Consider the following 21,014-nt stretch of genomic DNA (forward strand, 5'->3'; position numbering starts at 1 on the left):
CTCCCCTAACCCCTCCCGCAAGCGGGAGGGGGATTAAAGGCGGGACAGATCTAGGCCGCGACCGAGGTCGAAAAGGTCTCCGCAGCCGCGCGCAGCTGGTTGAGCCGGTCGTCGACTTCGGCGACGTCGTGCTGGAGCGTGTCGATCTCGCTGGTCACCGTCTTGGTGTCCTCACGGATCGCGCCGATCGTTGCCGACATCGAATCGGCGGCGAGCGCGGTCTCGTCGACCGCGGCGGTGATCGCCGTCACCGTCTGCGCCTGGACCTCCATCGCCACGCGGATGCGGTTGGCGCTTTCCTGGACCTCGCTGACCGTCGAACGGATCGACGCATTGGTCTCGACCGTCGACTTGGTCGCCGACTGGATCGACGCGATCTTGGCAGCGATGTCGTCGGTCGCGCGCGCGGTCTGGTTGGCGAGGCTCTTCACCTCCTGCGCGACCACTGCGAAGCCGCGGCCAGCATCGCCGGCGCGGGCCGCCTCGATCGTGGCATTGAGCGCGAGCAGATTGGTCTGCCCGGCAATGTCGCGGATCAGCCCGAGGATCGATTCGATCGACTTGGCGTGGTCCGAAAGCATTTCGGACATGCCGACCGCGGCCCCCGCCTGGCTCGATGCGCGTGTCGCGATGTCCGCCGCCGATTCGACTTCCATGCGGGCGTCCTCGATGGCGCGGATCAGACCGGCAGCGGTCTGCGCAGCCTCGCGCATCGCCACCGCCGACTGCTCGGCCGCCGCGGCGACTTCGCTGGCCTTGCCCAGCATCCCGCGGGCCGAGCTGGACGCGCCCTGCGCTTGGATGCGGATGCGGTTGCCCAGCGCGGTCGCGCCTTCGATCGATTCGCTGATGCTCGCGCGGAAGCGCGCCGAGCTGTCGCGGCGTTCTTCGCTGACATGCGCCGCATCGGTGGCGCCGAGATGCCCGGCCATCAGATCGGCCTCGGCCATCGCCAGCCGCTGGACGATGTCGCAATAGCGGCCGAGCCGGTCGGCCTCGCTCACCTTCTCGCGCAGCACCGCCATCGTCGCGCTGTGCGCATAAGCGAAGGAAGCGAGCACGGCGGGCAGCGGCACGCCGCCCTTATAGGTGTCGGAGGCGTAGCCGCACGCCATCTCGACCCATTCCTCGGTGAACGGCCCCTCGAACTTCAGCCGCGAATAGCGTGCGCCGAGCTGGACCTGCTCCTCGAAGGCACGCTCGTCCTGCAGCGCCGCGCGCATCGGCGCGCTCGCCGGCATGGTGAGGAAATGCTTCCAGAAGGCGCGCGCGATCGCTTCGTGCTGGCCGTCGAGCAGCGCGCCGATCTCGGCGCAGACCGGCAGGATCGCCGCGTCCCAGTCATAGACTCGCCGATGCTCGTCGACCGAGCGGGTGCCCCCGCTCCAACGTCCCGGTTCGCGCCGTCCCACCATATGCGTCTCTCCTAGGCCGCGACTTTCGACACGAAGTCGCTGGCGCTGAACTTGAGGGTGCCGAGCTGGCCGTCGAGGGCGGCGAAGCCCTGGCCGACCCGGTCGATTTCGGATGCCACCGTCTCGGTATCCTCGCGGATCGCGCCGATCGTCGCCGACATCGAATCGGCGGCGAGCGCGGTCTCGTCGACCGCGGCGGTGATCGCGGTCACCGTCTGCGCCTGCACTTCCATCGCGCTGCGGATGCGGTTCGCGCTTTCCTGGACCTCCGCTACGGTCTCGCGGATCGAGGCATTGGTCTCGACCGTGCCGCGCGTCGCCGACTGGATCGCGGCGATCTTGGCGGCGATGTCGTCGGTCGCCCGGGCGGTCTGATTGGCAAGGCTCTTCACCTCTTGGGCAACCACTGCGAAGCCGCGGCCGGCATCGCCGGCGCGCGCCGCCTCGATCGTCGCGTTGAGCGCGAGCAGATTGGTCTGCCCCGCGATGTCGCGGATCAGCCCGAGGATCGATTCGATCGACTTGGCGTGGTCCGACAGCATCTCCGACATGCCCACCGCAGCGCCGGCCTGGCCCGAGGCGCGCGTCGCGATCTCGGCGGCAGCCTCCACTTCCATCCGCGCGTCCTCGATCGCGCGGATCAGCCCGGCAGCGGTCTGCGCAGCCTCGCGCATCGCCACCGCCGACTGCTCGGCCGCGGCAGCGACTTCGCTGGCCTTGCCTAGCATCCCGCGCGCCGAGGCCGAGGTGTGCACAGCCTGGACGCGGAGCTGGTCGCCCTCACGCGATGCGCTCTCGACGGTCAGCCCGATCGAATCGCGGAACTCGGCGGCAAGCCGGTCGCGCGCGCTCTGCGAGCTGTGCTCGCGATACATGTTGTAGAGCTCGACGGTGATGTCGCCTTCGAGCGCCGAGAGGCGCATCAGCGTGTCGATCATCCCGACGAGGCGCGAATCGTCCGCGAGCCGGCGCGTCAGCACCTGCAGCGCGGCGCGGTCGCTCGCGCTGATCATCGACAGGAGCGCCATCGGCGGCACGTCGGCGTCATAGGCTGCGGCGACCGAGCGCTCGATCGATTCGATCCACGCGCTTCCCTGCGTATCGAGGAAGCGGTTGCGCAGGAACACCACGCCGAGATTGATCATCTTGGCGGTGTCGTCGGTAGCCCAACTGCGCTCGTCGGCGAAGCAGCGCAGCCATTGCTGCCAATAGGCTTCGGAGACCGAATGAATCTCGGGCTCCAGCGCTTCCCACGCTTCGCGGCTCGACCGAACCAGCGATCCCTCGAAGTCGAACACGCGCAGCCGCGTCCGGATGTCGATCCGGGCGCTCATCGTGCCGGGTGCAGGCAGGTCCTTGGTCGATGCCACAGTAAACAATCCCCCTGGGAGCGACCGCAGATACGATCGGCCGCTGGTCTTCCTGCTATGCGGCGGCACTGGTTAAGAGCGGGTTAGGACCCCATCGCGACTTGCATCCCCTGCACTGCGGACTAAGGAAGCGGCGTCGACCCGAAAGGAATGCCATTTGGCCAACGTCCGCAACCCCGCGCGACCGCTCTCGCCGCATCTCTCGATCTGGAAATGGGGACCCTCGATGGCGGTCTCGATCGTCCATCGCGTCACCGGCTCGGGCATGGCGACCGTGGGCACGATCCTGTTCGTCTGGTGGCTGAGCGCGCTGGCATCCGGGCCGGCAGCCTATGCCGCGTTCGTCGACCTGTTCACGCTGAGCTCGGGCAAGCTCAACATTGCCGGCTATATCGTCGGCGTCGGCCTGACCCTGTCCTTCTTCCAGCACATGGCATCGGGCGTGCGGCACCTGTTCCTCGATGCCGGCGCGAATTTCGAGCTCGGCGGCAACAAGCGCACTGCGCTGGCGACCTTCGTCGTCGCGATTGTCCTCACCGCCGGTTTCTGGGCATTCCTGCTGGAGAAGAGCAATGGGTAACGGCACCGAACTCGGTCGCGTCCGCGGGCTCGGCTCGGCGCACGAAGGCGCGCACGACTGGTGGCATCACAAGATCAGCGCGGGATCGAACCTCGTCCTGGTGCTGTGGTTCATGCTGTCGATCGCGCTTCTGCCGGCCTATGACTATGCGACGGTCAGCGCCTGGCTGGCCCAGCCGATCGCAGCGGTGCCGCTGATCCTGCTCGTCGTCAGCGTCTTCTATCACTTCCACCACGGCCTCACCGTAGTGATCGAGGATTATCAGCACGATCACACCCGCTTCGTGCTGCTTGTGCTGCTCAAGTATTTCACCATCGCCACAGCCACGCTGGCGATCTTCTCGATCCTCAAGATCGCCTTCACTGCCGGAGCGCCGCTCTGATGCCCGCCGCCTACAAGATCATCGATCACACTTATGATGCCGTCGTCGTCGGCGCCGGGGGCTCGGGCCTTCGCGCGACGATGGGCTGCGCCGAGGCCGGCCTCAAGACCGCATGCATCACCAAAGTGTTCCCGACCCGCAGTCACACCGTGGCCGCACAGGGCGGCATCGCCGCGAGCCTCGGCAACAACAGCCCCGACCACTGGTCGTGGCATATGTTCGACACCGTCAAGGGTTCGGACTGGCTCGGCGACCAGGACGCGATCGAGTATATGGTCCGCGAGGCGCCCCAGGCGGTCTATGAGCTCGAGCATGCCGGCGTGCCGTTCAGCCGCAACGACAACGGCACGATCTACCAGCGGCCGTTCGGCGGCCACATGCAGAATATGGGCGAAGGCCCGCCCGTGCAGCGCACCTGCGCCGCCGCCGACCGCACGGGCCACGCGATGCTCCACGCGCTCTACCAGCAGAGCCTGAAGTACGACGCCGACTTCTACGTCGAATATTTCGCGCTCGACCTGATCATGGAGAACGGCGCCTGCCGCGGCGTCATTGCACTTTGCATGGAAGACGGCAGCATCCACCGCTTCCGCAGCCACGCCGTGGTGCTCGCCACCGGTGGCGGCGGGCGCGTCTACCAGTCGGCGACCTCGGCGCACACCTGCACCGGCGACGGCAATGGCATGGCGCTGCGCGCGGGCATCGCGCTCCAGGACATGGAGTTCGTCCAGTTCCACCCGACCGGCATCTACGGCGCCGGCGTGCTGATCACCGAGGGCGCCCGCGGCGAAGGCGGCTACCTGACCAACTCAGAGGGCGAGCGCTTCATGGAGCGCTATGCGCCGAGCGCGAAGGACCTCGCCAGCCGCGACGTCGTCGCCCGCTCGATGGCGATGGAGATCCGCGAAGGTCGCGGCGTCGGCAAGGAGAAGGACCATATCTTCCTTCACCTCAATCACATCGATCCGAAGATCCTCCACGAGCGGCTTCCGGGCATCACCGAAACCGGCAAGATCTTTGCGAATGTCGATCTGACGCGCCAGCCGCTGCCGGTGGTGCCGACCGTCCACTACAATATGGGCGGCGTCCCAACCAATTATCACGGCGAAGTCGTGCGCAACCAGGACGGCAACCCCGACAGCGTCGTCCCCGGCCTGTTCGCGGTCGGCGAGGCCGCGTGCGTATCGGTCCACGGCGCCAACCGCCTGGGCTCGAACAGCCTGATCGACCTGGTCGTGTTCGGTCGCGCCACGGGCCTGCGGCTCAAGGAAATCATCAAGCCCGGCACCGCCCACGCCGCGCTTCCCGCCAATTCGGAAGAGTTCGCACTCACCCGGCTCGACCATTTCCGCAACGCCAAGGGCGCCCGCCCGACCGCCGAGGTGCGCCGCGAAATGCAGAAGACGATGCAGCGCCACTGCGCCGTGTTCCGCGACAGCCAGCTGCTCGCCGAGGGCGTCGGCCACATGGACGAAGTGTACAAGTCGTTCCAGGATGTCGGCATCCAGGACCGCTCGCTGATCTGGAACACCGATCTGGTCGAGACGCTCGAGCTCGACAATCTGATCGGCCAGGCCGTGGTGACGATCCAGTGCGCCGCCAACCGCAAGGAAAGCCGCGGCGCGCACATGCACGAGGACTTCCCCAACCGCGACGACGCGAACTGGATGAAGCACACCGTCGCGACCTTCGAAGGCTGGGGCGGCAAGAGCGGCGGCGTCGCGATCGACTATCGCCCGGTGCACGACTACACGCTGACCGACGAGATCGAGTATATCAAGCCGAAGAAGCGGGTGTACTGACGCCAAGCGGGCCGCGCTCCGCTTGACTTCCCGCTGATGCACCCGAGATTGTCCGGGACAATCGGGGGCAAGGGTATGCGTTCCACGTTCGTGCGGGTTCTGGCGCTGGCGACCGCATTGCTCGTAGCCTCCTCCGCATCGGCGCAGGTCCAGCACACCAAGGAATGGCCGCAGATTCTCGGCGGCGCGACGCAGCGCGAGATGGCGGATGCGCTGGCGCAGGGACCGCAGCTCGAGCGCGGGCGCTCGGCGAAATGGCTGCTCGCCGATCGCCGCAAGCTCACTCGCGCCGTCGAGGCGCTCCAGCCGCAGCGGCCGGGCCAGGTCGACGCTTATGTCGTTTCGGCGGCGCTGGACAGCGACCCGGTATTTGGCCGCGAGGCGCGCGAGGCGGCCAAGGTACTCGCCCGGCGCTACGAGGCGACGGGGCACACCCTCCTGCTCGGCCGCGACGCCGACACCCCTGCCGGCAGCCTCGAATCGCTCACGCTCGGCCTCGCCCGCGTCGCCGAGTTGATGGACAGGCAGCAGGACGTGCTCGTACTCTACCTCACCAGCCACGGCGCGCAGGTCGGCATCGCCTATCATGACGGCGACGAGGGCTATGGCATCCTGTCGCCCGCGCGCCTCGCGACGATCCTCGACGAACTCGGCATCCGCAACCGGCTGCTGATTCTGTCGGCCTGCTATTCGGGGACTTTCGTGCCGGTGCTGTCGAACGACACCACCGCGCTCCTCACCGCCGCCGCGTCCGACCGCACCTCGTTCGGCTGCCGCGCCGAGAACGACTGGACCTTTTTCGGCGACGCGCTGATCAACCACGCGCTTCGCAAACCCCAGCCGCTCGGCGACGCGCTGGTCGAAGCGCGCGACATGATCAGCGGCTGGGAAATGGCGAACCGCCTGCCCTCGTCGAACCCGCAGGCGACGATCGGCGACGGCGTCGCGGCGTGGCTCGACTCGCTCGAGGCGCGCACGCCCAAGGTCGCGACCGCCCCGGTCGGCGCACCGGCGACCGACGCGCTCAAGGAGTAGGGAACCGCGCGCGCCGGCAAAGGTTTGCGCACGCGATGACCGACACCGCAGAAAATCGCGCAACGCGCTACCCGCTGCTCAGCCAGCCGCACATCGTGCTCCACGGCACGGTCGATCACGACATGTATGCAAGCTTCCGCCAGCAGCTGACCAATGCTCCGGCCGACGGCCCGCTGGTCGTAGCCATTTCTACGCTCGGCGGCGATCCGGAAGTCGCCCGACTGATGGGCGACGAGCTTCGCCTGCTGCGCGACTATACCGGGCGCGAGACGCTGTTCCTCGGCAAGGTAGCGGTCTATTCGGCCGGCGCAACCTTCATGGCGACCTTCCCGGTCGACAAGCGCTTCCTCACCCGCGGCACCCGGCTCATGATCCACGAGCGCCAGATGACCGCGTCGGTCGAGCTGGCCGGCCCGCTCAAGATGCAGGTCGCCAACCTCAAGGCCAAGCTGCACGAGATCGAGGAATCGGTCCGCATCGAGGAAGAGGGCTTCCGCGACATCATCGCGGGCTCGCACGTCACCTTCGAGGAGGTCCAGCAGCGCGCCCCGGCCAATTGGTATATCGAGGCCGAGGAGGCGCGCGACCTCGGATTGGTGCTAGACTTGATCTAGAAAATCCTCCCCCGCCAGGGGGAGGTGGCGCCGAAGGCGACGGAGGGGGCGGACTCACTGCGCTCAGTGCTTCCTCCCCCTCCGTCAGCTGCGCTGACACCTCCCCCTGGCGGGGAGGATCAAGCATTAGACGAAGATGCCGCCCCCGACGTCGATGGTCGCGCCGGTGATGTAGGAGGCGTCGTCGCTCGCCAGGAACGAGGCGACGCCGGCGATCTCCTCGGGCCGGCCGTAGCGCTTGAGCACGGTCAGCGCGCGGATCTGGTCGGCGAACTCCCCTTCCTCGGGGTTCATGTCGGTGCCGACCGGCCCCGGCTGGATCGCGTTGACCAGGATGCCGCGCGGCGCGAGATCGTGCGCCCAGGCCTTGGCGAACATCGACGCAGCGGCCTTGCTCGCGCCGTACACGCTGTTGCCGGCAAAGCCTGCGGTGAAGCCGCTCACCGAACTCACCAGGATCACACGCGCGCCGTCGCTCAGATGGGGCAGCGCCGCGATCGTGCCGGCCAGCACGCCCTCGACATTGACGCCGAACACGCGGCGATAGCTTTCGAGCGATTCGTCGCTGAGCGGCGCGATTTCCGCGACGCCGGCATTGTGGACGAGGATGTCGATCCCGCCCAGCACCGCCGCGGCCTCGTCGACCGCGGCCTTCACCGCATCGGCATTGGCGGCATCGGCCTGGATCGCCTCGCCCTTGACGCCCTGCGCCTCGATCGCGGCGACGCTGGCATTGGCGCCCTCGACATTGCCGGCATAGGTGATCACGACATGGGCGCCGTCCTCCGCCAGCCGCTTGGCGATCGCCGCGCCGATTCCGCGCGATCCGCCGGTGACCAAAGCGCGCTTGCCTGCGAGTTTCTTCGACATATCAATCTCCGGTCCCCAGCCGATCGCTTCGCCGGCTGCCGGGACGGACGCTGATCTGGGAGCCTTTGCAGATAGTTCAAGATTTCCGAACTATGGAAATGAAGAATAATTCCTATATCGGCGCAATGGATCGCCTCGTGCACCCCGATTTGAAGGACGTCAGCCTCGCCGCGGCGCTGCACGCGCTCGCCGACCCGGTGCGGCTCGACATCATCGCCAATCTGGTCGAGTGCCCCTGCCTCAATGCGAGCACCGCCTGCGCGCAGGGCACGCCGAAGAGCACGATCTCCAACCACCTCAACGTGCTCCGCGCCGCGGGGCTGATCGAAACGAAAATCGAGGGCCGCGAGCGGATCAACAGCCTGCGCTGCGTGGATTTCGATGCGCGCTTCCCTGGCCTGCTCGCCTCGGTGCTCGCCAACAAAGCCTGACCTTCGCGCATCCTACGGGGTTGCGCTGCGCTTGCGAAAGGCATAGCCCGCCCCGCAAACCTCCGTGTCGCTAAGGACTCCAGGAATGGCCGATTTCCGCCTGCCCAAGAACAGCCGCATCACCAAGGGCAAGGACCACAAGGCCGACGCGTCCGCCAAGCGCGTCAAGAAGTTCAAGATCTACCGCTACGATCCCGATAGCGGCGAGAATCCGCGCTACGACCAGTTCGAAGTCGATCTCGACGAATGCGGCCCGATGGTCCTCGACGCGCTGATCAAGATCAAGTCCGAGCAGGACAGCAGCCTGACCTTCCGCCGCTCGTGCCGCGAGGGCATTTGCGGCTCGTGCTCGATGAACATGGACGGCCGCAACGGCCTCGCCTGCACCACCGCGATCGAGGACATCAAGGGCGACATTCGCATCACCCCCTTGCCGCACATGGACGTGATCAAGGACCTCGTCCCCGATTTCACCCATTTCTACGCGCAGTACAGCTCGATCAAGCCGTGGCTGCAGACGGTCAGCACCACGCCTTCGGGCAAGGAACGCCTCCAGAGCCCCGAGCAGCGCGACAAGCTCGACGGCCTGTACGAGTGCATCCTCTGCGCCTGCTGCTCGACCAGTTGCCCGAGCTATTGGTGGAACAGCGACAAGTTCCTGGGTCCGGCGATCCTGCTCCAGGCCTATCGCTGGCTCGCCGACAGCCGCGACGAGATGACCGGCGAGCGGCTCGACCAGCTCGAAGATCCGTTCCGCCTCTATCGCTGCCACACGATCATGAACTGCGCGAACGTCTGCCCCAAGGGCCTCAACCCCGCCAAGGCGATCGCCGAGATCAAGAAGATGGAAGCCGAGCGCGCGCTCTGAGCGATGCGCTCCGCGTTGCTTCTGCTCCCACCCCGGCGAAGGCCGGGGCCCAGTTTCGGGATGCTCTCGATCGCTTGTGAGCCGTCCGCATTAGCGTCGTTGCAGCTAGGCCCCGGCCTTCGCCGGGGTGGGATGGCATGACCAAGGTCCTTGCCCGCTACCGCGAACTCGTCGCCGCCGGCGAACTCCGTGCCGATTCCGAGCAGGAAGCCGCTGCCGAGCGCCTAGACCAGCTTGCCGAGCAGCTCGAGTCCGTCCCCAGGAAGGGCAGCCTCCTGTGGCGTGCGCTCGGCCGCCGCCCCGAGCCGCCCCGCGGCGTCTATCTCTGGGGCGGGGTCGGCCGCGGCAAGTCGATGCTGATGGACCTGCTGTTCGACAGCGTCGACATTCGCCGCAAGCGCCGCGTCCATTTCCACGAATTCATGCTCGAGGTGCATGCCCGCCTCAATGCCGAGCGTCAGAAGGAGACGGCCGACCCCGTCGTCGCGGTCGCAGACGCGCTCGCCGAGGACATCCGCCTGCTCGCCTTCGACGAGATGGTGGTCAACAACCCCGCCGACGCGATGATCCTGTCGCGGCTGTTCACCGAGATGATGGGCCACGGCCTCACCGTCGTCGCCACCTCGAACCGCGCGCCGAATGCGCTCTACAAGGACGGCCTCAACCGCGAGCTGTTCCTCCCCTTCATCGCGCTGATCGAATCGCGGATGGACGTGCGGACGCTGAACGGCCCGGTCGACTACCGCCTCGATCGCCTGGGCAGCATGCGCACCTGGCTCGTCCCCAACGGGCCAGAGGCGACCGCAGAACTCTCCGCCGCCTTCTTCCGCCTCACCGACTTTTCCGTCGAGGATCGCGCCAAGGTCCCCGCCTGCGACCTGCCCGTACCAGGTGGCCGCTCGATCCACGTCCCAAAGGCACTGAAAGGTGTCGCGGTCTTCTCGTTCAAGCGACTGTGCGGCGAGGCGCGCGGCGCACCCGATTACCTGGCGATCGCGCACCGTTTCCACACCGTCATCCTCGTCGGCATTCCGCGCCTCGGTCCGGAAAACCGCAACGAGGCGGCGCGGTTCGTGACTCTGGTCGACGCCCTCTACGAGAACCGCGTCAAACTGCTCGCGGCAGCCGACGCCGCACCCGACGACCTCTATATCGCGGGTGACGGCGCCTTCGAGTTCGAGCGCACCGCTTCGCGGCTCCACGAAATGGCGTCCGACGAGTATCTGGCCGAAGGCCACGGCGAGCGGTGAGGCACCGCGCCACCGCTAATTTTCACCTTCCGTTCGTGCTGAGCTTGTCGAAGCACCGTTCTTCTCTCTAACCTGCGCAAGAACAGGACGGCGCTTCGACAAGCTCAGCGCGAGCGGGGAGAGACTGATGCGGTGGCTCGCTAGCATGATGATGATGCTCATTGGCATCCTCGCCACCCCTGCTCTCGCCCAGCCCGTCCTTACCGCCGCCGACATGCGCCCGTCGCAGAGCCTCGACGGTGCCTGGCACTGGTCGGTCGATCCGTTCCGCGACGGCAAGGCCGGTTTCCACGGCGGCCCGCCTAGCGACAGCACCCGGCGCTGGGGCGATGTCGTCCAGGCCGAGGCTGCAGAGAAGAACCCGCGCGCGCTGTTCGAATTCGACATGCAGCGCTCGCCGGTGGTCCACCTCCCCGGCAGCTGGATCGGCCATGCCGCCGAGATGCGCTATTATCAGGGTCTGGTCTGGTACCAGCGCACTTTCGATGCACGCAAACCCGCCCCCGGCACGCGCGTCTTCCTGCGCTTCGGTGCCGCCGACTATACCGCCGATGTCTTCGTCAACGGCAAGCCGCTCGGCAGCCACAAGGGCGGCTTCACGCCTTTCGTTTTCGACGTGACCGAAATCCTGCGCGACGGCAGCAATCAGATCACCGTTGGCGTCGACTCGGCCCGCACCGACAATGACGTGCCCCCGCCGGTCACCGACTGGGAGACCTATGGCGGCATCACGCGCTCGATCAACCTGATCACCGTCCCCGAGACTTTCATCGACGATGCGTGGATTCGGCTCGGCCGCGACGGCATGATCCATGTCGACGTCCGCCTCTCGGGCAGCCAGGCGGCGAACCGCGATGTCACCGTCCGCATTCCCGCGCTTGGTCCGGTCCTTTCCGGGCGGACCGACGCCGAGGGCCGCTGGAGCGCGAGCGTCACCGCCTCGAAACGGCTCAAGCGCTGGTCGCCTGAATCGCCCACCCTTTACGACGTCCGCGTCGAATCGGGCAGCGATGTCCTGGTCGACCGCGTCGGCTTCCGCACGATCGAGACGCGCGGCAGCCAGATCCTGCTCAACGGCAAGCCGATCTTCCTGCGCGGCATCTCGATGCACGAGGAGGAGCTCGGCAATAATCCCGTGCGGGCGGTCACCCCGGCCGCGGCGCGCGCCCTGCTCAGCGAGATCAAGCAGGGGCTCAACGGCAATTTCGTCCGCCTGGCGCATTATCCGCACAACGAAGTGATGACGCGCACCGCCGACGAACTCGGCCTGCTCGTGTGGAGCGAAGTGCCGGTCTATTGGCGGGTAAACTGGAGCAATCCCCAGACACTCGCCGACGCCCGCCAGCAGCTCCGCGAGAACATCCTTCGCGACCGCAACCGCGCCTCGATCGCCTTGTGGAGCGTCGCCAACGAAACCCCGATCAGCGACGCGCGCAACGCCTTTTTGCGCAATCTGATCGGCGAAGTCCGCGCGCTCGACGACAGCCGGCTGGTCACCGCAGCCTTGCTCAGCAAGCGCGAAGGCAAGGTCATGAGCACCGACGACCCGCTCGTCGCCGATCTCGATGTCATGTCGATCAACACCTATAATGGCTGGTATTCGGAGGATGCGCTCGCCGACCTGCCGAGCTTCGAATGGCGCGTGCCGCCCGGCAAGCCGCTGATCTTTTCCGAATTCGGTGCCGATGCCCAGGCCGGCTATCACGATGCGGCGACGAACCCGCACAAGTTCAGCGAGGAGTTCCAGGCCGAATATTTCCGCCAGACGCTCGCCATGGCCGCCAAGGTGCCGGGTCTCGCCGGCATGAGTCCGTGGCTGCTCAAGGATTTCCGCTCGCCGCGCCGCCAGCATCCGGTCTTCCAGCAAGGCTGGAATCGCAAGGGGCTGATCTCGGAAACCGGAGCGCGCAAACAAGCGTTCTTCGTGCTTGCGGACGAATATCGCCGCCGCGCCGGGTCACACCGCTGACCCGCATAGGCCTGCGCCCAACCTTATTGCAGTTGCGAATTAGTTGCAAAGATAATCTTGGGCGCTAGCGTTTCCCGGGTTGCGACCCTCCTATTATGGGCCTAAGCCGCCCGCGTTCTGGGGTGCCCCAGCTGCGCCCCGCGGTTGCTTGACCAAAGCTAAGGAGATCCCATGGCTCGCAAGAAGATCGCGCTGATCGGCGCCGGCAATATCGGCGGTACGCTCGCGCACCTCGCAGCGCTCAAGGGTCTCGGCGACATCGTCCTGTTCGACGTGGTCGAGGGCGTGCCGCAGGGCAAGGCGCTCGACCTCTCGCAATGCGGTCCGGTCGAGGGCTTCGACGCCAAGATCACCGGCACCAACGATTATGCCGACATCGCCGGCGCCGACGTGATCATCGTCACCGCCGGCGTCGCCCGCAAGCCCGGCATGAGCCGCGACGACCTGCTCGGCATCAACCTCAAGGTGATGAAGGCCGTTGGCGAGGGCATCGCCGCCAACGCCCCCGACGCCTTCGTGATCTGCATCACCAACCCGCTCGACGCGATGGTCTGGGCGCTGCGCGAGTTCTCGGGGCTGCCGCACCAGAAGGTCGTCGGCATGGCCGGCGTGCTGGACAGCGCGCGCTTCAGCCACTTCCTTGCCGAGGAATTCCAGGTGTCGGTCAAGGACGTGAACACCTTCGTGCTCGGCGGCCATGGCGACACCATGGTCCCCGTCCTCGAATATTCGACCGTTTCCGGCATCCCGGTCAGCGACCTGATCGCGATGGGCTTCTCGACCCAGGAGAAGGTCGACGAGATCGTCAAGCGCACGCGCGGCGGCGGCGGCGAGATCGTCGCATTGCTCAAGACCGGCTCGGCTTATTACGCCCCCGCGACCAGCGGCATCGCGATGGCCGAGGCCTATCTCTACGACCAGAAGCGCGTCCTGCCGGCAGCGGCGCATTTGACCGGCCAGTACGGCGTGGACGATCTCTATGTCGGCGTGCCGGTGGTGATCGGCGCCGGCGGCGTCGAGAAGGTCGTCGAGGTCAAGCTGTCGGACGAGGCCAAGGCCAACCTCCAGGTCTCGGTCGACGCGGTCAAGGAATTGCTCGTCGCCTGCAAAGGGATCGATAGCTCGCTGAACTGATCGGATGAAGTAAACCTGACTGTTCCCCGGCGAAGGCCGGGGCCCAGTTGCAAGGAGCTGGAGATGGAGGACCGAGGCTACGTTTACATCATGGCGAGCCAGCGAAACGGAACCCTCTATACCGGCGTGACCAGCGACCTCCCCAAGCGTGTTTGGGAACATCGCAATGGCGTCGTCGAAGGCTTCACGAAGAAATACGGCTGCAAGCTCCTGGTCTGGTACCAGGCCTTCGACAGCCTCGAATTTGCAAGGCAGCGCGAGCTGCAGATGAAGGAATGGAAGCGAGCCTGGAAAGTGCGCGAGATCGAAGGGCTCAACCCGGAATGGGAAGATCTCTACGAGCGTATCGCGCGACCATGAGCGCTTTCCCAACTGGGCCCCGGCCTTCGCCGGGGAACAAGGAGTAGGGACTTAGATGAGCATCCTCGTCGACAAGAACACCAAGGTTATCACCCAGGGCATGACGGGGGAGACCGGCAGCTTCCACACCAAGGCGGCGCTGGAATACGGCACGCAGATGGTCGGCGGCGTCACCCCCGGCAAGGGCGGCACCGAGCATCTCGGCCTGCCGGTGTACAACACCGTAGCCGAGGCCAAGTCGAAGACCGGCGCCGATGCGTCGGTGATTTACGTTCCGCCCCCCTTCGCGGCGGACTCGATCCTCGAGGCGATCGACGCCGAGATCCCGCTGATCGTGGCGATCACCGAGGGCATTCCGGTGCTCGACATGGTCAAGGTCAAGCGCGCGCTGTCGGGCTCGAAGTCGCGCCTGATCGGCCCGAACTGCCCCGGCGTGCTCACCCCCGGCGAGTGCAAGATCGGCATCATGCCCGGCAGCATCTTCTCCAAGGGTTCGGTCGGCGTTGTAAGCCGCTCGGGCACGCTTACCTATGAAGCCGTGTTCCAGACCACCAATGCGGGCTTGGGCCAGACCACCGCGGTCGGCATCGGCGGCGATCCGGTCAACGGCACCAACTTCATCGACGTGCTCGAACTCTTCCTCGCCGACGAGGCGACCAAGTCGATCATCATGATCGGCGAGATCGGCGGCGACGCCGAGGAGCAGGCCGCGCAGTTCCTGATCGACGAGGCCAAGCGCGGCCGCAAGAAGCCGATGGCCGGCTTCATTGCGGGCCGCACCGCGCCTCCGGGCCGCCGCATGGGCCATGCCGGCGCGATCGTCTCGGGCGGCAAGGGCGATGCCGAGAGCAAGATCGCGGCGATGGAAGAAGCCGGCATCCGCGTCTCGGCCAGCCCCTCGCTGCTCGGCGAGACGTTGGTGGAAGTGTTGAAGGGCTGATTTAACTCTCCCTCTCCCATCGGGAGAGGGAGGCGCGCAGCGCCGGAAGGGTGAGGGTGATCGGCCGGATCATCCGTCACCCTCACCCTCCCACTCGGCTTCGCCGAGCGGGCCCCTCCCTCTCCCGATGGAGAGGGGTAAGAAGGACGGATGACGATGGGCTACGAAGGCCTGGATTTCGAGCAGATCGCCGGCGGGGTCAGCCCCGCCTTCATCGAGACGCTGTATCGCCGCTACCAGACCGACGCGAACGCCGTCGAGCCCGGCTGGCGCCAGTTCTTCGAGGGGCTCGAGGGCGCCGCCTCGGGCCCGAGCTGGGCCAATCCGCGCTGGCCGCTGACCGACACCGACGCGCTCACCGCCGGGCTCGACCCGACCCAGATGGAGCCCGCGCCCAAGCCGGCAAAGCCCGGCGCCGCGCCCAAGCCCGCCGCTCCCGCCGCCTCGCAGGACGACATCGTCAAGGCCGCCGGCGATTCGATCCGTGCGATGCTGCTGATCCGCACCTATCGCGTCCGTGGCCATCTCGCCGCCAATCTCGACCCGCTCGGCCTCGCCCGGCAGAATTTGCCTGCCGACATGACCCCCGAATATCACGGCTTCACTGCCGCCGATCTCGATCGCCCGGTCTATCTCGGCGGCGTGCTCGGACTCGAAAAGGCGACGGTCAACGAGATCGTCGCGATCCTCCAGGCCAATTATTGCGGCAATGTCGGCCTCGAATATATGCACCTCGCCGATGTCGAGGAGCGCCGCTTCCTCCAGGAGCGGATGGAGGGCAAGGACAAGGCGATCACCTTCACGCCCGACGGCAAGAAGGCGATCCTGTCCAAGGTGATCGAAGCCGAGCAGTGGGAGAAGTTCCTCGGCAAGAAGTATGTCGGCACCAAGCGCTTCGGCCTGGACGGCGGCGAGTCGATGATCCCGGCGATGGAATCGATCATCAAATATGGTGGACAGCTCGGCGTGCGCGAGATCGTCTACGGCATGGCGCATCGCGGCCGGCTCAACATGCTCGCCAACGTGATGTCGAAGCCGTTCCGGGTGATCTTCCACGAATTCGGCGGCGGCAGCGCCAACCCGGACGACGTCGCCGGCTCGGGCGACGTGAAATACCATCTCGGCACCAGCACCGATCGCGAGTTCGACGGGATCAGCGTCCACATGTCGCTGGTCGCCAACCCCTCGCACCTCGAGGCGGTCAACCCGGTCGTCCTCGGCAAGTCGCGCGCGCTGCAGACGCTGCGCGGCGACCTCGCCGAGCACGAGCAAGTCCTGCCAGTGCTGATCCATGGCGACGCGGCGTTCGCGGGCCAGGGCATCGTCTGGGAGTGCCTCGGCTTCTCGGGCATCCGCGGCTACAATACCGGCGGCTGCGTCCACTTCATCATCAACAACCAGGTCGGCTTCACGACGAGCCCGCAATTCGCGCGCTCCTCGCCCTACCCGTCGGACGTCGCCAAGGGCGTCCAGGCGCCGATCCTCCACGTCAACGGCGACGATCCCGAGGCGGTGACCTTCGCGACCAAGGTCGCGATCGAGTTCCGCCAGCAGTTCAAGCGCGACGTCGTGATCGACATGTGGTGCTACCGCCGCTTCGGCCACAATGAAGGCGACGAGCCCTCGTTCACTCAGCCGCTGATGTACGCCAAGATCCGCCAGCACCCGCCGGTCAGCGAGATCTACGCCAAGCGCCTCGCCGCCGAGGGCGTCGCTGATCAGGGCTTTGTCGACGAGAAAACGCACCAGTTCACCACCTTGCTCGAAGGCGAGTTCGAGGCGGGCAAGTCGTATCTGCCCAACAAGGCCGACTGGTTCGCCGGCCGCTGGTCGGGGCTCGGCGCCCCAGCCGACGCCGAGACCGCGCGCCGCAGCGTCGATACCGGCATCGAGAAGAAGCTGTTCGACAGCCTCGGCCGCACCTTGACCGAGGTCCCCGCCGATCTCGAGATCCACAAGACCCTCGGCCGCGTGCTCGACGCCAAGCGCGAGATGTTCAAGTCCGGCGCCAATTTCGATTGGGCCACCGGCGAGGCGCTGGCGTTCGGTGCCTTGCTCTCCGAAGGCTTCGCCGTTCGCCTGTCGGGCCAGGATTCGGGCCGCGGCACGTTCAGCCAGCGCCACGCCGTCTGGGTCGATCAGAAGACCGAGGCCAAATATATCCCGCTCTCGACGATCCCGCACGGCAGCTTCGAAGTGCTCGACAGCCCGCTCTCCGAATATGGCGTGCTCGGCTTCGAATACGGCTATGCCTCGGCCGACCCCAAGGCGCTGGTGATGTGGGAGGCGCAGTTCGGCGATTTCGTCAACGGCGCGCAGATCATGATCGACCAGTTCATCGCCGCGGGCGAGGCCAAGTGGCTGCGCGCCAACGGCCTGGTGATGCTGCTCCCGCACGGCTATGAAGGCCAGGGTCCCGAGCACAGCTCGGCGCGTCCCGAGCGCTTCCTCCAGCTCTGCGCGCAGGACAATATGCAGGTGGTCAACATCACCACCCCCGCGAACTATTTCCACCTGCTGCGCCGCCAGATGCACCGCAACTTCCGCAAGCCGCTGGTGCAGATGACCCCCAAGTCGCTGCTCCGCCACAAACTCGCGGTGTCGAAGACCGAGGACTTCCTCGGCGACAGCCACTTCAAGCGCCTGCTCTCCGATCCGTCGGCCCCGGCGGATCTCGACGTCAAGCGCCTCGTCCTGTGCACCGGCAAGGTCGCATATGACCTGATCGAGGCGCGCGACGCGGCGGGCGACAAAAACACCGCGATCGTCCGCGTCGAGCAGCTCTATCCCTTCCCGGGCGAGCCGCTCGTCGCGCGGCTCAAGCGGATGACCAACCTCGAGGAGGTCATCTGGGCGCAGGAAGAACCGAAGAACAACGGCTATTGGTTCTTCGTCGAGCCCTTCATCGAGGCGTGCCTGGTCGAAGCCGGCGTCAAGCCGCAGCGCCCGCGCTATGCCGGCCGCGCCGCGGCGGCGTCGCCCGCCACCGGCCTGATGAAGCGCCACACCGCCGAGCAGGGCGCGCTGGTCGCCGAAGCACTTGGTCACAGCGTCCGCGAAGAAATTCGCCGCACGCGCAAGAATTGAACTACCTAACTGCACCCCGGCGAAAGCCGGGGCCCAGTTGCGACGAACGATGTAACTACGCGCAGCGCTCTCCAACGAACGTTGCGTAACTGGGCCCCGGCCTTCGCCGGGGAACAAGAAGGAACGAAGATGGCAGACGTTAAGGTCCCGGTCCTCGGCGAATCGATCACCGAAGCGACGCTCGGCGAGTGGCTCAAGAACCCGGGCGATCCGGTCAAGCTCGACGAGCCGATCGCCAGCCTCGAGACCGACAAGGTCTCGGTCGAGGTTCCCAGCCCGGTCGCGGGCGTGATGGGCGAGCAGCTCGCCAAGGTCGGCGACACCGTCGCGGTCGACGCAGTGATCGCCACGATCACCGAAGGCGGCGCAGGCGCGTCGCCGAGCCCGGCGCCGGCTCCCGCGGTATCGCCCGCCCCTGCTGCCGCCACCGCCGCACAGCCCGGCCCGGGCGAGCAGGTCCGCGAGCGTAACCCCGACGCCGCAGCCGCGCTCTCGCCCTCGGTCCGCCGCGCGGTGCTCGAGACCGGCGTCGATCCCTCGACCGTCCAGGGCACCGGCCGTGACGGCCGCCTGACCAAGGATGACGTCGTCGCCGCCGCGGCCAACAAGCCCGCCGCTGCGCCGGCTGCGACCCCAGCCCCCACCGCCGCCCCCGCATCGTCGGGCGGCCGCAAGGAAGAGCGCGTCCGCATGACGCGTCTGCGCCAGACCGTCGCCAAGCGCCTCAAGGAAGCGCAGAACACCGCCGCGATGCTGACGACGTTCAACGACGTCGACATGACCGAAGTCATCGCCGCGCGGACCAAGTACAAGGATCTGTTCGAGAAGAAGCACGGCGTCCGCTTGGGCTTCATGGGCTTCTTCGTGAAGGCCGCGGTCCAGGCGCTGCGCGACATCCCGTCGGTCAACGCGTCGATCGAAGGCGAAGAGATCGTCTATCACGACTATGCCGACATCTCGGTCGCGGTCTCCGCGCCGCAGGGCCTCGTCGTCCCCGTGATCCGTGACGCGCAGGACCTGTCGGTCGCCGGCATCGAGAAGACGATCGGCGACTTCGGCAAGCGCGCCAAGGAAGGCACGCTCAAGATGGACGAGATGAAGGGCGGCACCTTCACCATCTCGAACGGCGGCGTGTTCGGTTCGCTGATGTCCACGCCGATCATCAACCCGCCCCAGTCGGCAGTGCTCGGCCTGCATCGCATCGAGGACCGCCCGGTCGTCCGCGATGGCCAGGTGGTGGTCCGCCCGATGATGTACCTCGCGCTCAGCTACGATCACCGCCTGATCGACGGCCGCGAGGCAGTGACGTTCCTCGTCGCCCTCAAGAACGCGATCGAGGATCCGACCCGGCTGCTGATCGACCTGTAAGAATGATGGCCTGCACTGGTCCCCGGCGAAGGCCGGGGCCCAGTTGCCGCGAAATTTGCAACGACGCGAGACGCTCACCAAATCCGTCTCGAAACTGGGCCCCGGCCTTCGCCGGGGAACAAGGAAGAGAAGAAAATGGCTGAATACGACTTCGACGTCCTCGTGATCGGCTCCGGCCCCGGCGGCTATGTCGCCGCGATCCGCGCCGCGCAGCTCGGCCTGCGCACCGGCTGCGTCGAGAGCCGTGAGACTTTGGGCGGCACCTGCCTCAATGTCGGCTGCATCCCGTCCAAGGCACTGCTCAACGCGTCGGAGAAGTTCGACGAGGCAGTCAGCGGCGTGCTTGCCAAGCACGGCGTCAAGCTCGGCAGCGTCGAGCTCGACCTGCCGGCGATGATGGCCGACAAGGACAAGGCCGTCACCGGCCTCACCGGCGGCATCGAGTTCCTGTTCAAGAAGAACAAGGTCGAGTGGGTCAAGGGCCTCGGCACCTTCGTCGATGCGCACACCGTGCAAGTCGGCGAGCGTACCGTCACCGCCAAGAACGTGGTCATCGCCACCGGCTCGTCGGTCACCCCGCTCCCCGGCGTCGAGATCGATCAGAAGACCATCGTCGACTCGACCGGCGCGATCGCGCTCGAAAAGGTGCCTGAGCATCTCGTCGTGATCGGCGGCGGCGTGATCGGGCTCGAGCTCGGCTCGGTGTGGAAGCGCCTCGGCGCCAAGGTCACCGTGGTCGAATTCCTCGACCAGCTCCTCCCCGGCATGGACGGCGAAGTGCGCAAGGAAGCCGCCAAGATCTTCAAGAAGCAGGGCATGGAGATCAAGCTCGGCACCAAGGTCACCGGCGTGGCGGTCAACAGCGACAAGGCGAGCGTGACGGTCGAGCCCGCCGCCGGCGGCGCCGCCGAGACGATCGAAGCCGATGTCGTGCTCGTCTCGATCGGCCGCCGTCCCAACACCGAGGGCCTCGGCCTCGACAAGATCGGCCTCGCCACCAACCAGCGCGGCCAGATCGAGACCGGTCACGACTTCCGCACCGCGGTCGACGGCGTGTGGGCGATCGGCGACGTCATCCCCGGCCCGATGCTCGCGCACAAGGCCGAGGACGAAGGCATCGCGGTGGCCGAGAACATCGCCGGCCTCACCGGCATCGTGAATCACGACGTCATCCCCTCGGTGGTCTACACCCACCCCGAGATCGCCGGCGTCGGCCTCACCGAGGAGCAGGCGCGCGAGAAGGGCGAGGTCAAGATCGGCAAGTTTCCGATGGCGGGCAACAGCCGCGCCAAGGCGATCGACGACACCACCGGCTGGGTGAAGGTCATCGCCGACGCCAAGAGCGATCGCGTGCTCGGCGCCTGGATCATCACCAGCGTCGCCGGCACGATGATCGCGCAGGTCGCCCAGGCGATGGAGTTCGGCGCCACCTCCGAGGACATCGCCTATACCTGCCACGCCCATCCGACGCACAGCGAAGCGATCAAGGAAGCCGCGATGGGCGTACTCGGCAAGCCGATCCACATCTGATGCGCCGGG

18 protein-coding genes are annotated in these 21,014 nt (G+C 66.6%); 15 read left to right on the forward strand and 3 right to left on the reverse strand.

Annotated features, from left to right (window positions below; genetic code table 11):
* Window positions 1–50 precede the first annotated feature (50 nt).
* Entirely contained in the window at window positions 51–1,415 is a 1,365-nt protein-coding gene (locus tag AC3WJI_RS11070; protein WP_492757324.1) for a methyl-accepting chemotaxis protein, read from the reverse strand.
* An 11-nt stretch (window positions 1,416–1,426) separates the two neighbouring features.
* Window positions 1,427–2,749 (reverse strand): methyl-accepting chemotaxis protein, encoded by a 1,323-nt coding sequence (locus AC3WJI_RS11075; protein ID WP_492757376.1) that lies wholly within the window; start codon window positions 2,747–2,749, stop codon window positions 1,427–1,429.
* 193 nt (window positions 2,750–2,942) lie between these two features.
* Here AC3WJI_RS11075 and sdhC point away from each other — a divergent pair, with 193 nt between their 5' ends.
* From sdhC to AC3WJI_RS11100, 5 genes are all read left to right on the forward strand, one after another.
* Window positions 2,943–3,365, forward strand: coding sequence for a succinate dehydrogenase, cytochrome b556 subunit (gene sdhC, locus AC3WJI_RS11080; RefSeq protein ID WP_492757325.1), 423 nt, complete (start codon window positions 2,943–2,945; stop codon window positions 3,363–3,365).
* A complete protein-coding gene (gene sdhD / locus AC3WJI_RS11085; RefSeq protein ID WP_492757326.1) occupies window positions 3,358–3,747 on the forward strand; it encodes a succinate dehydrogenase, hydrophobic membrane anchor protein in 390 nt (129 codons plus the stop codon). The genes sdhC and sdhD overlap by 8 nt, the downstream gene beginning before the upstream one ends.
* Window positions 3,747–5,549, forward strand: a complete 1,803-nt coding sequence (gene sdhA / locus AC3WJI_RS11090) for a succinate dehydrogenase flavoprotein subunit (RefSeq protein ID WP_492757327.1) — start codon at window positions 3,747–3,749, stop codon at window positions 5,547–5,549. Before sdhD ends, sdhA begins: the two co-directional genes overlap by 1 nt.
* 75 nt (window positions 5,550–5,624) lie before the next feature.
* Entirely contained in the window at window positions 5,625–6,584 is a 960-nt protein-coding gene (locus tag AC3WJI_RS11095) for a C13 family peptidase (protein ID WP_492757328.1), read from the forward strand.
* 35 nt (window positions 6,585–6,619) lie between these two features.
* Complete coding sequence (locus AC3WJI_RS11100; protein WP_492757329.1) at window positions 6,620–7,198, forward strand: ATP-dependent Clp protease proteolytic subunit; 579 nt, start codon at window positions 6,620–6,622, stop codon at window positions 7,196–7,198.
* Window positions 7,199–7,324: 126 nt separating this feature from the next.
* On the opposite strand, the gene AC3WJI_RS11105 is transcribed toward AC3WJI_RS11100, so the two are convergent.
* On the reverse strand, window positions 7,325–8,068 hold the full coding sequence (locus AC3WJI_RS11105; RefSeq protein ID WP_492757330.1) for an SDR family NAD(P)-dependent oxidoreductase: 744 nt from the start codon (window positions 8,066–8,068) through the stop codon (window positions 7,325–7,327).
* A gap of 98 nt (window positions 8,069–8,166) precedes the next feature.
* Here AC3WJI_RS11105 and AC3WJI_RS11110 point away from each other — a divergent pair, with 98 nt between their 5' ends.
* The 10 genes from AC3WJI_RS11110 to lpdA all read left to right on the forward strand — a co-directional run bounded on the left by AC3WJI_RS11110 (window position 8,167) and on the right by lpdA (window position 21,005).
* Complete coding sequence (locus tag AC3WJI_RS11110; RefSeq protein ID WP_492757331.1) at window positions 8,167–8,499, forward strand: ArsR/SmtB family transcription factor; 333 nt, start codon at window positions 8,167–8,169, stop codon at window positions 8,497–8,499.
* An 85-nt stretch (window positions 8,500–8,584) separates the two neighbouring features.
* Entirely contained in the window at window positions 8,585–9,367 is a 783-nt protein-coding gene (locus AC3WJI_RS11115; protein ID WP_492757332.1) for a succinate dehydrogenase iron-sulfur subunit, read from the forward strand.
* Window positions 9,368–9,504: 137 nt separating this feature from the next.
* A complete protein-coding gene (gene zapE / locus AC3WJI_RS11120; RefSeq protein WP_492757333.1) occupies window positions 9,505–10,617 on the forward strand; it encodes a cell division protein ZapE in 1,113 nt (370 codons plus the stop codon).
* A 127-nt stretch (window positions 10,618–10,744) separates the two neighbouring features.
* Window positions 10,745–12,586: a glycoside hydrolase family 2 protein gene (locus AC3WJI_RS11125; protein ID WP_492757334.1), complete on the forward strand. Its 1,842-nt coding sequence runs from the start codon at window positions 10,745–10,747 to the stop codon at window positions 12,584–12,586.
* A 171-nt stretch (window positions 12,587–12,757) separates the two neighbouring features.
* A complete protein-coding gene (gene mdh / locus AC3WJI_RS11130; RefSeq protein ID WP_492757335.1) occupies window positions 12,758–13,720 on the forward strand; it encodes a malate dehydrogenase in 963 nt (320 codons plus the stop codon).
* Between the two features lie 63 nt (window positions 13,721–13,783).
* Window positions 13,784–14,080 carry a GIY-YIG nuclease family protein gene (locus AC3WJI_RS11135; protein WP_492757336.1) on the forward strand — a complete coding sequence of 99 codons (297 nt, stop codon included), beginning with the start codon at window positions 13,784–13,786 and terminating at the stop codon, window positions 14,078–14,080.
* 55 nt (window positions 14,081–14,135) lie between these two features.
* Window positions 14,136–15,020 (forward strand): succinate--CoA ligase subunit alpha, encoded by an 885-nt coding sequence (sucD, locus tag AC3WJI_RS11140; protein ID WP_492757337.1) that lies wholly within the window; start codon window positions 14,136–14,138, stop codon window positions 15,018–15,020.
* Window positions 15,021–15,176: 156 nt separating this feature from the next.
* Window positions 15,177–18,107 carry a 2-oxoglutarate dehydrogenase E1 component gene (locus AC3WJI_RS11145; protein ID WP_492757338.1) on the forward strand — a complete coding sequence of 977 codons (2,931 nt, stop codon included), beginning with the start codon at window positions 15,177–15,179 and terminating at the stop codon, window positions 18,105–18,107.
* A 129-nt stretch (window positions 18,108–18,236) separates the two neighbouring features.
* A complete protein-coding gene (gene odhB, locus AC3WJI_RS11150; protein WP_492757339.1) occupies window positions 18,237–19,475 on the forward strand; it encodes a 2-oxoglutarate dehydrogenase complex dihydrolipoyllysine-residue succinyltransferase in 1,239 nt (412 codons plus the stop codon).
* Between the two features lie 135 nt (window positions 19,476–19,610).
* A complete protein-coding gene (gene lpdA / locus AC3WJI_RS11155) occupies window positions 19,611–21,005 on the forward strand; it encodes a dihydrolipoyl dehydrogenase (RefSeq protein WP_492757340.1) in 1,395 nt (464 codons plus the stop codon).
* Window positions 21,006–21,014: the final 9 nt, after the last annotated feature.

Source organism: Sphingomonas sp. FW306-1B-B10E (assembly GCF_058782005.1).

Excerpts from the sequence above, each read along its gene's own strand:
- AC3WJI_RS11070 (WP_492757324.1), bottom strand. The coding sequence starts at position 1,415 with ATGGTGGGACGGCGCGAACCGGGACGTTGGAGCGGGGGCACCCGCTCG.
- AC3WJI_RS11075 (WP_492757376.1), bottom strand. The coding sequence starts at position 2,749 with ATGAGCGCCCGGATCGACATCCGGACGCGGCTGCGCGTGTTCGACTTC.
- sdhD (WP_492757326.1), top strand. The coding sequence starts at position 3,358 with ATGGGTAACGGCACCGAACTCGGTCGCGTCCGCGGGCTCGGCTCGGCG.
- sdhA (WP_492757327.1), top strand. The coding sequence starts at position 3,747 with ATGCCCGCCGCCTACAAGATCATCGATCACACTTATGATGCCGTCGTC.
- AC3WJI_RS11095 (WP_492757328.1), top strand. The coding sequence starts at position 5,625 with ATGCGTTCCACGTTCGTGCGGGTTCTGGCGCTGGCGACCGCATTGCTC.
- AC3WJI_RS11100 (WP_492757329.1), top strand. The coding sequence starts at position 6,620 with ATGACCGACACCGCAGAAAATCGCGCAACGCGCTACCCGCTGCTCAGC.
- AC3WJI_RS11105 (WP_492757330.1), bottom strand. The coding sequence starts at position 8,068 with ATGTCGAAGAAACTCGCAGGCAAGCGCGCTTTGGTCACCGGCGGATCG.
- AC3WJI_RS11110 (WP_492757331.1), top strand. The coding sequence starts at position 8,167 with ATGAAGAATAATTCCTATATCGGCGCAATGGATCGCCTCGTGCACCCC.
- AC3WJI_RS11115 (WP_492757332.1), top strand. The coding sequence starts at position 8,585 with ATGGCCGATTTCCGCCTGCCCAAGAACAGCCGCATCACCAAGGGCAAG.
- zapE (WP_492757333.1), top strand. The coding sequence starts at position 9,505 with ATGACCAAGGTCCTTGCCCGCTACCGCGAACTCGTCGCCGCCGGCGAA.
- AC3WJI_RS11125 (WP_492757334.1), top strand. The coding sequence starts at position 10,745 with ATGCGGTGGCTCGCTAGCATGATGATGATGCTCATTGGCATCCTCGCC.
- mdh (WP_492757335.1), top strand. The coding sequence starts at position 12,758 with ATGGCTCGCAAGAAGATCGCGCTGATCGGCGCCGGCAATATCGGCGGT.
- AC3WJI_RS11135 (WP_492757336.1), top strand. The coding sequence starts at position 13,784 with ATGGAGGACCGAGGCTACGTTTACATCATGGCGAGCCAGCGAAACGGA.
- sucD (WP_492757337.1), top strand. The coding sequence starts at position 14,136 with ATGAGCATCCTCGTCGACAAGAACACCAAGGTTATCACCCAGGGCATG.
- AC3WJI_RS11145 (WP_492757338.1), top strand. The coding sequence starts at position 15,177 with ATGGGCTACGAAGGCCTGGATTTCGAGCAGATCGCCGGCGGGGTCAGC.
- odhB (WP_492757339.1), top strand. The coding sequence starts at position 18,237 with ATGGCAGACGTTAAGGTCCCGGTCCTCGGCGAATCGATCACCGAAGCG.
- lpdA (WP_492757340.1), top strand. The coding sequence starts at position 19,611 with ATGGCTGAATACGACTTCGACGTCCTCGTGATCGGCTCCGGCCCCGGC.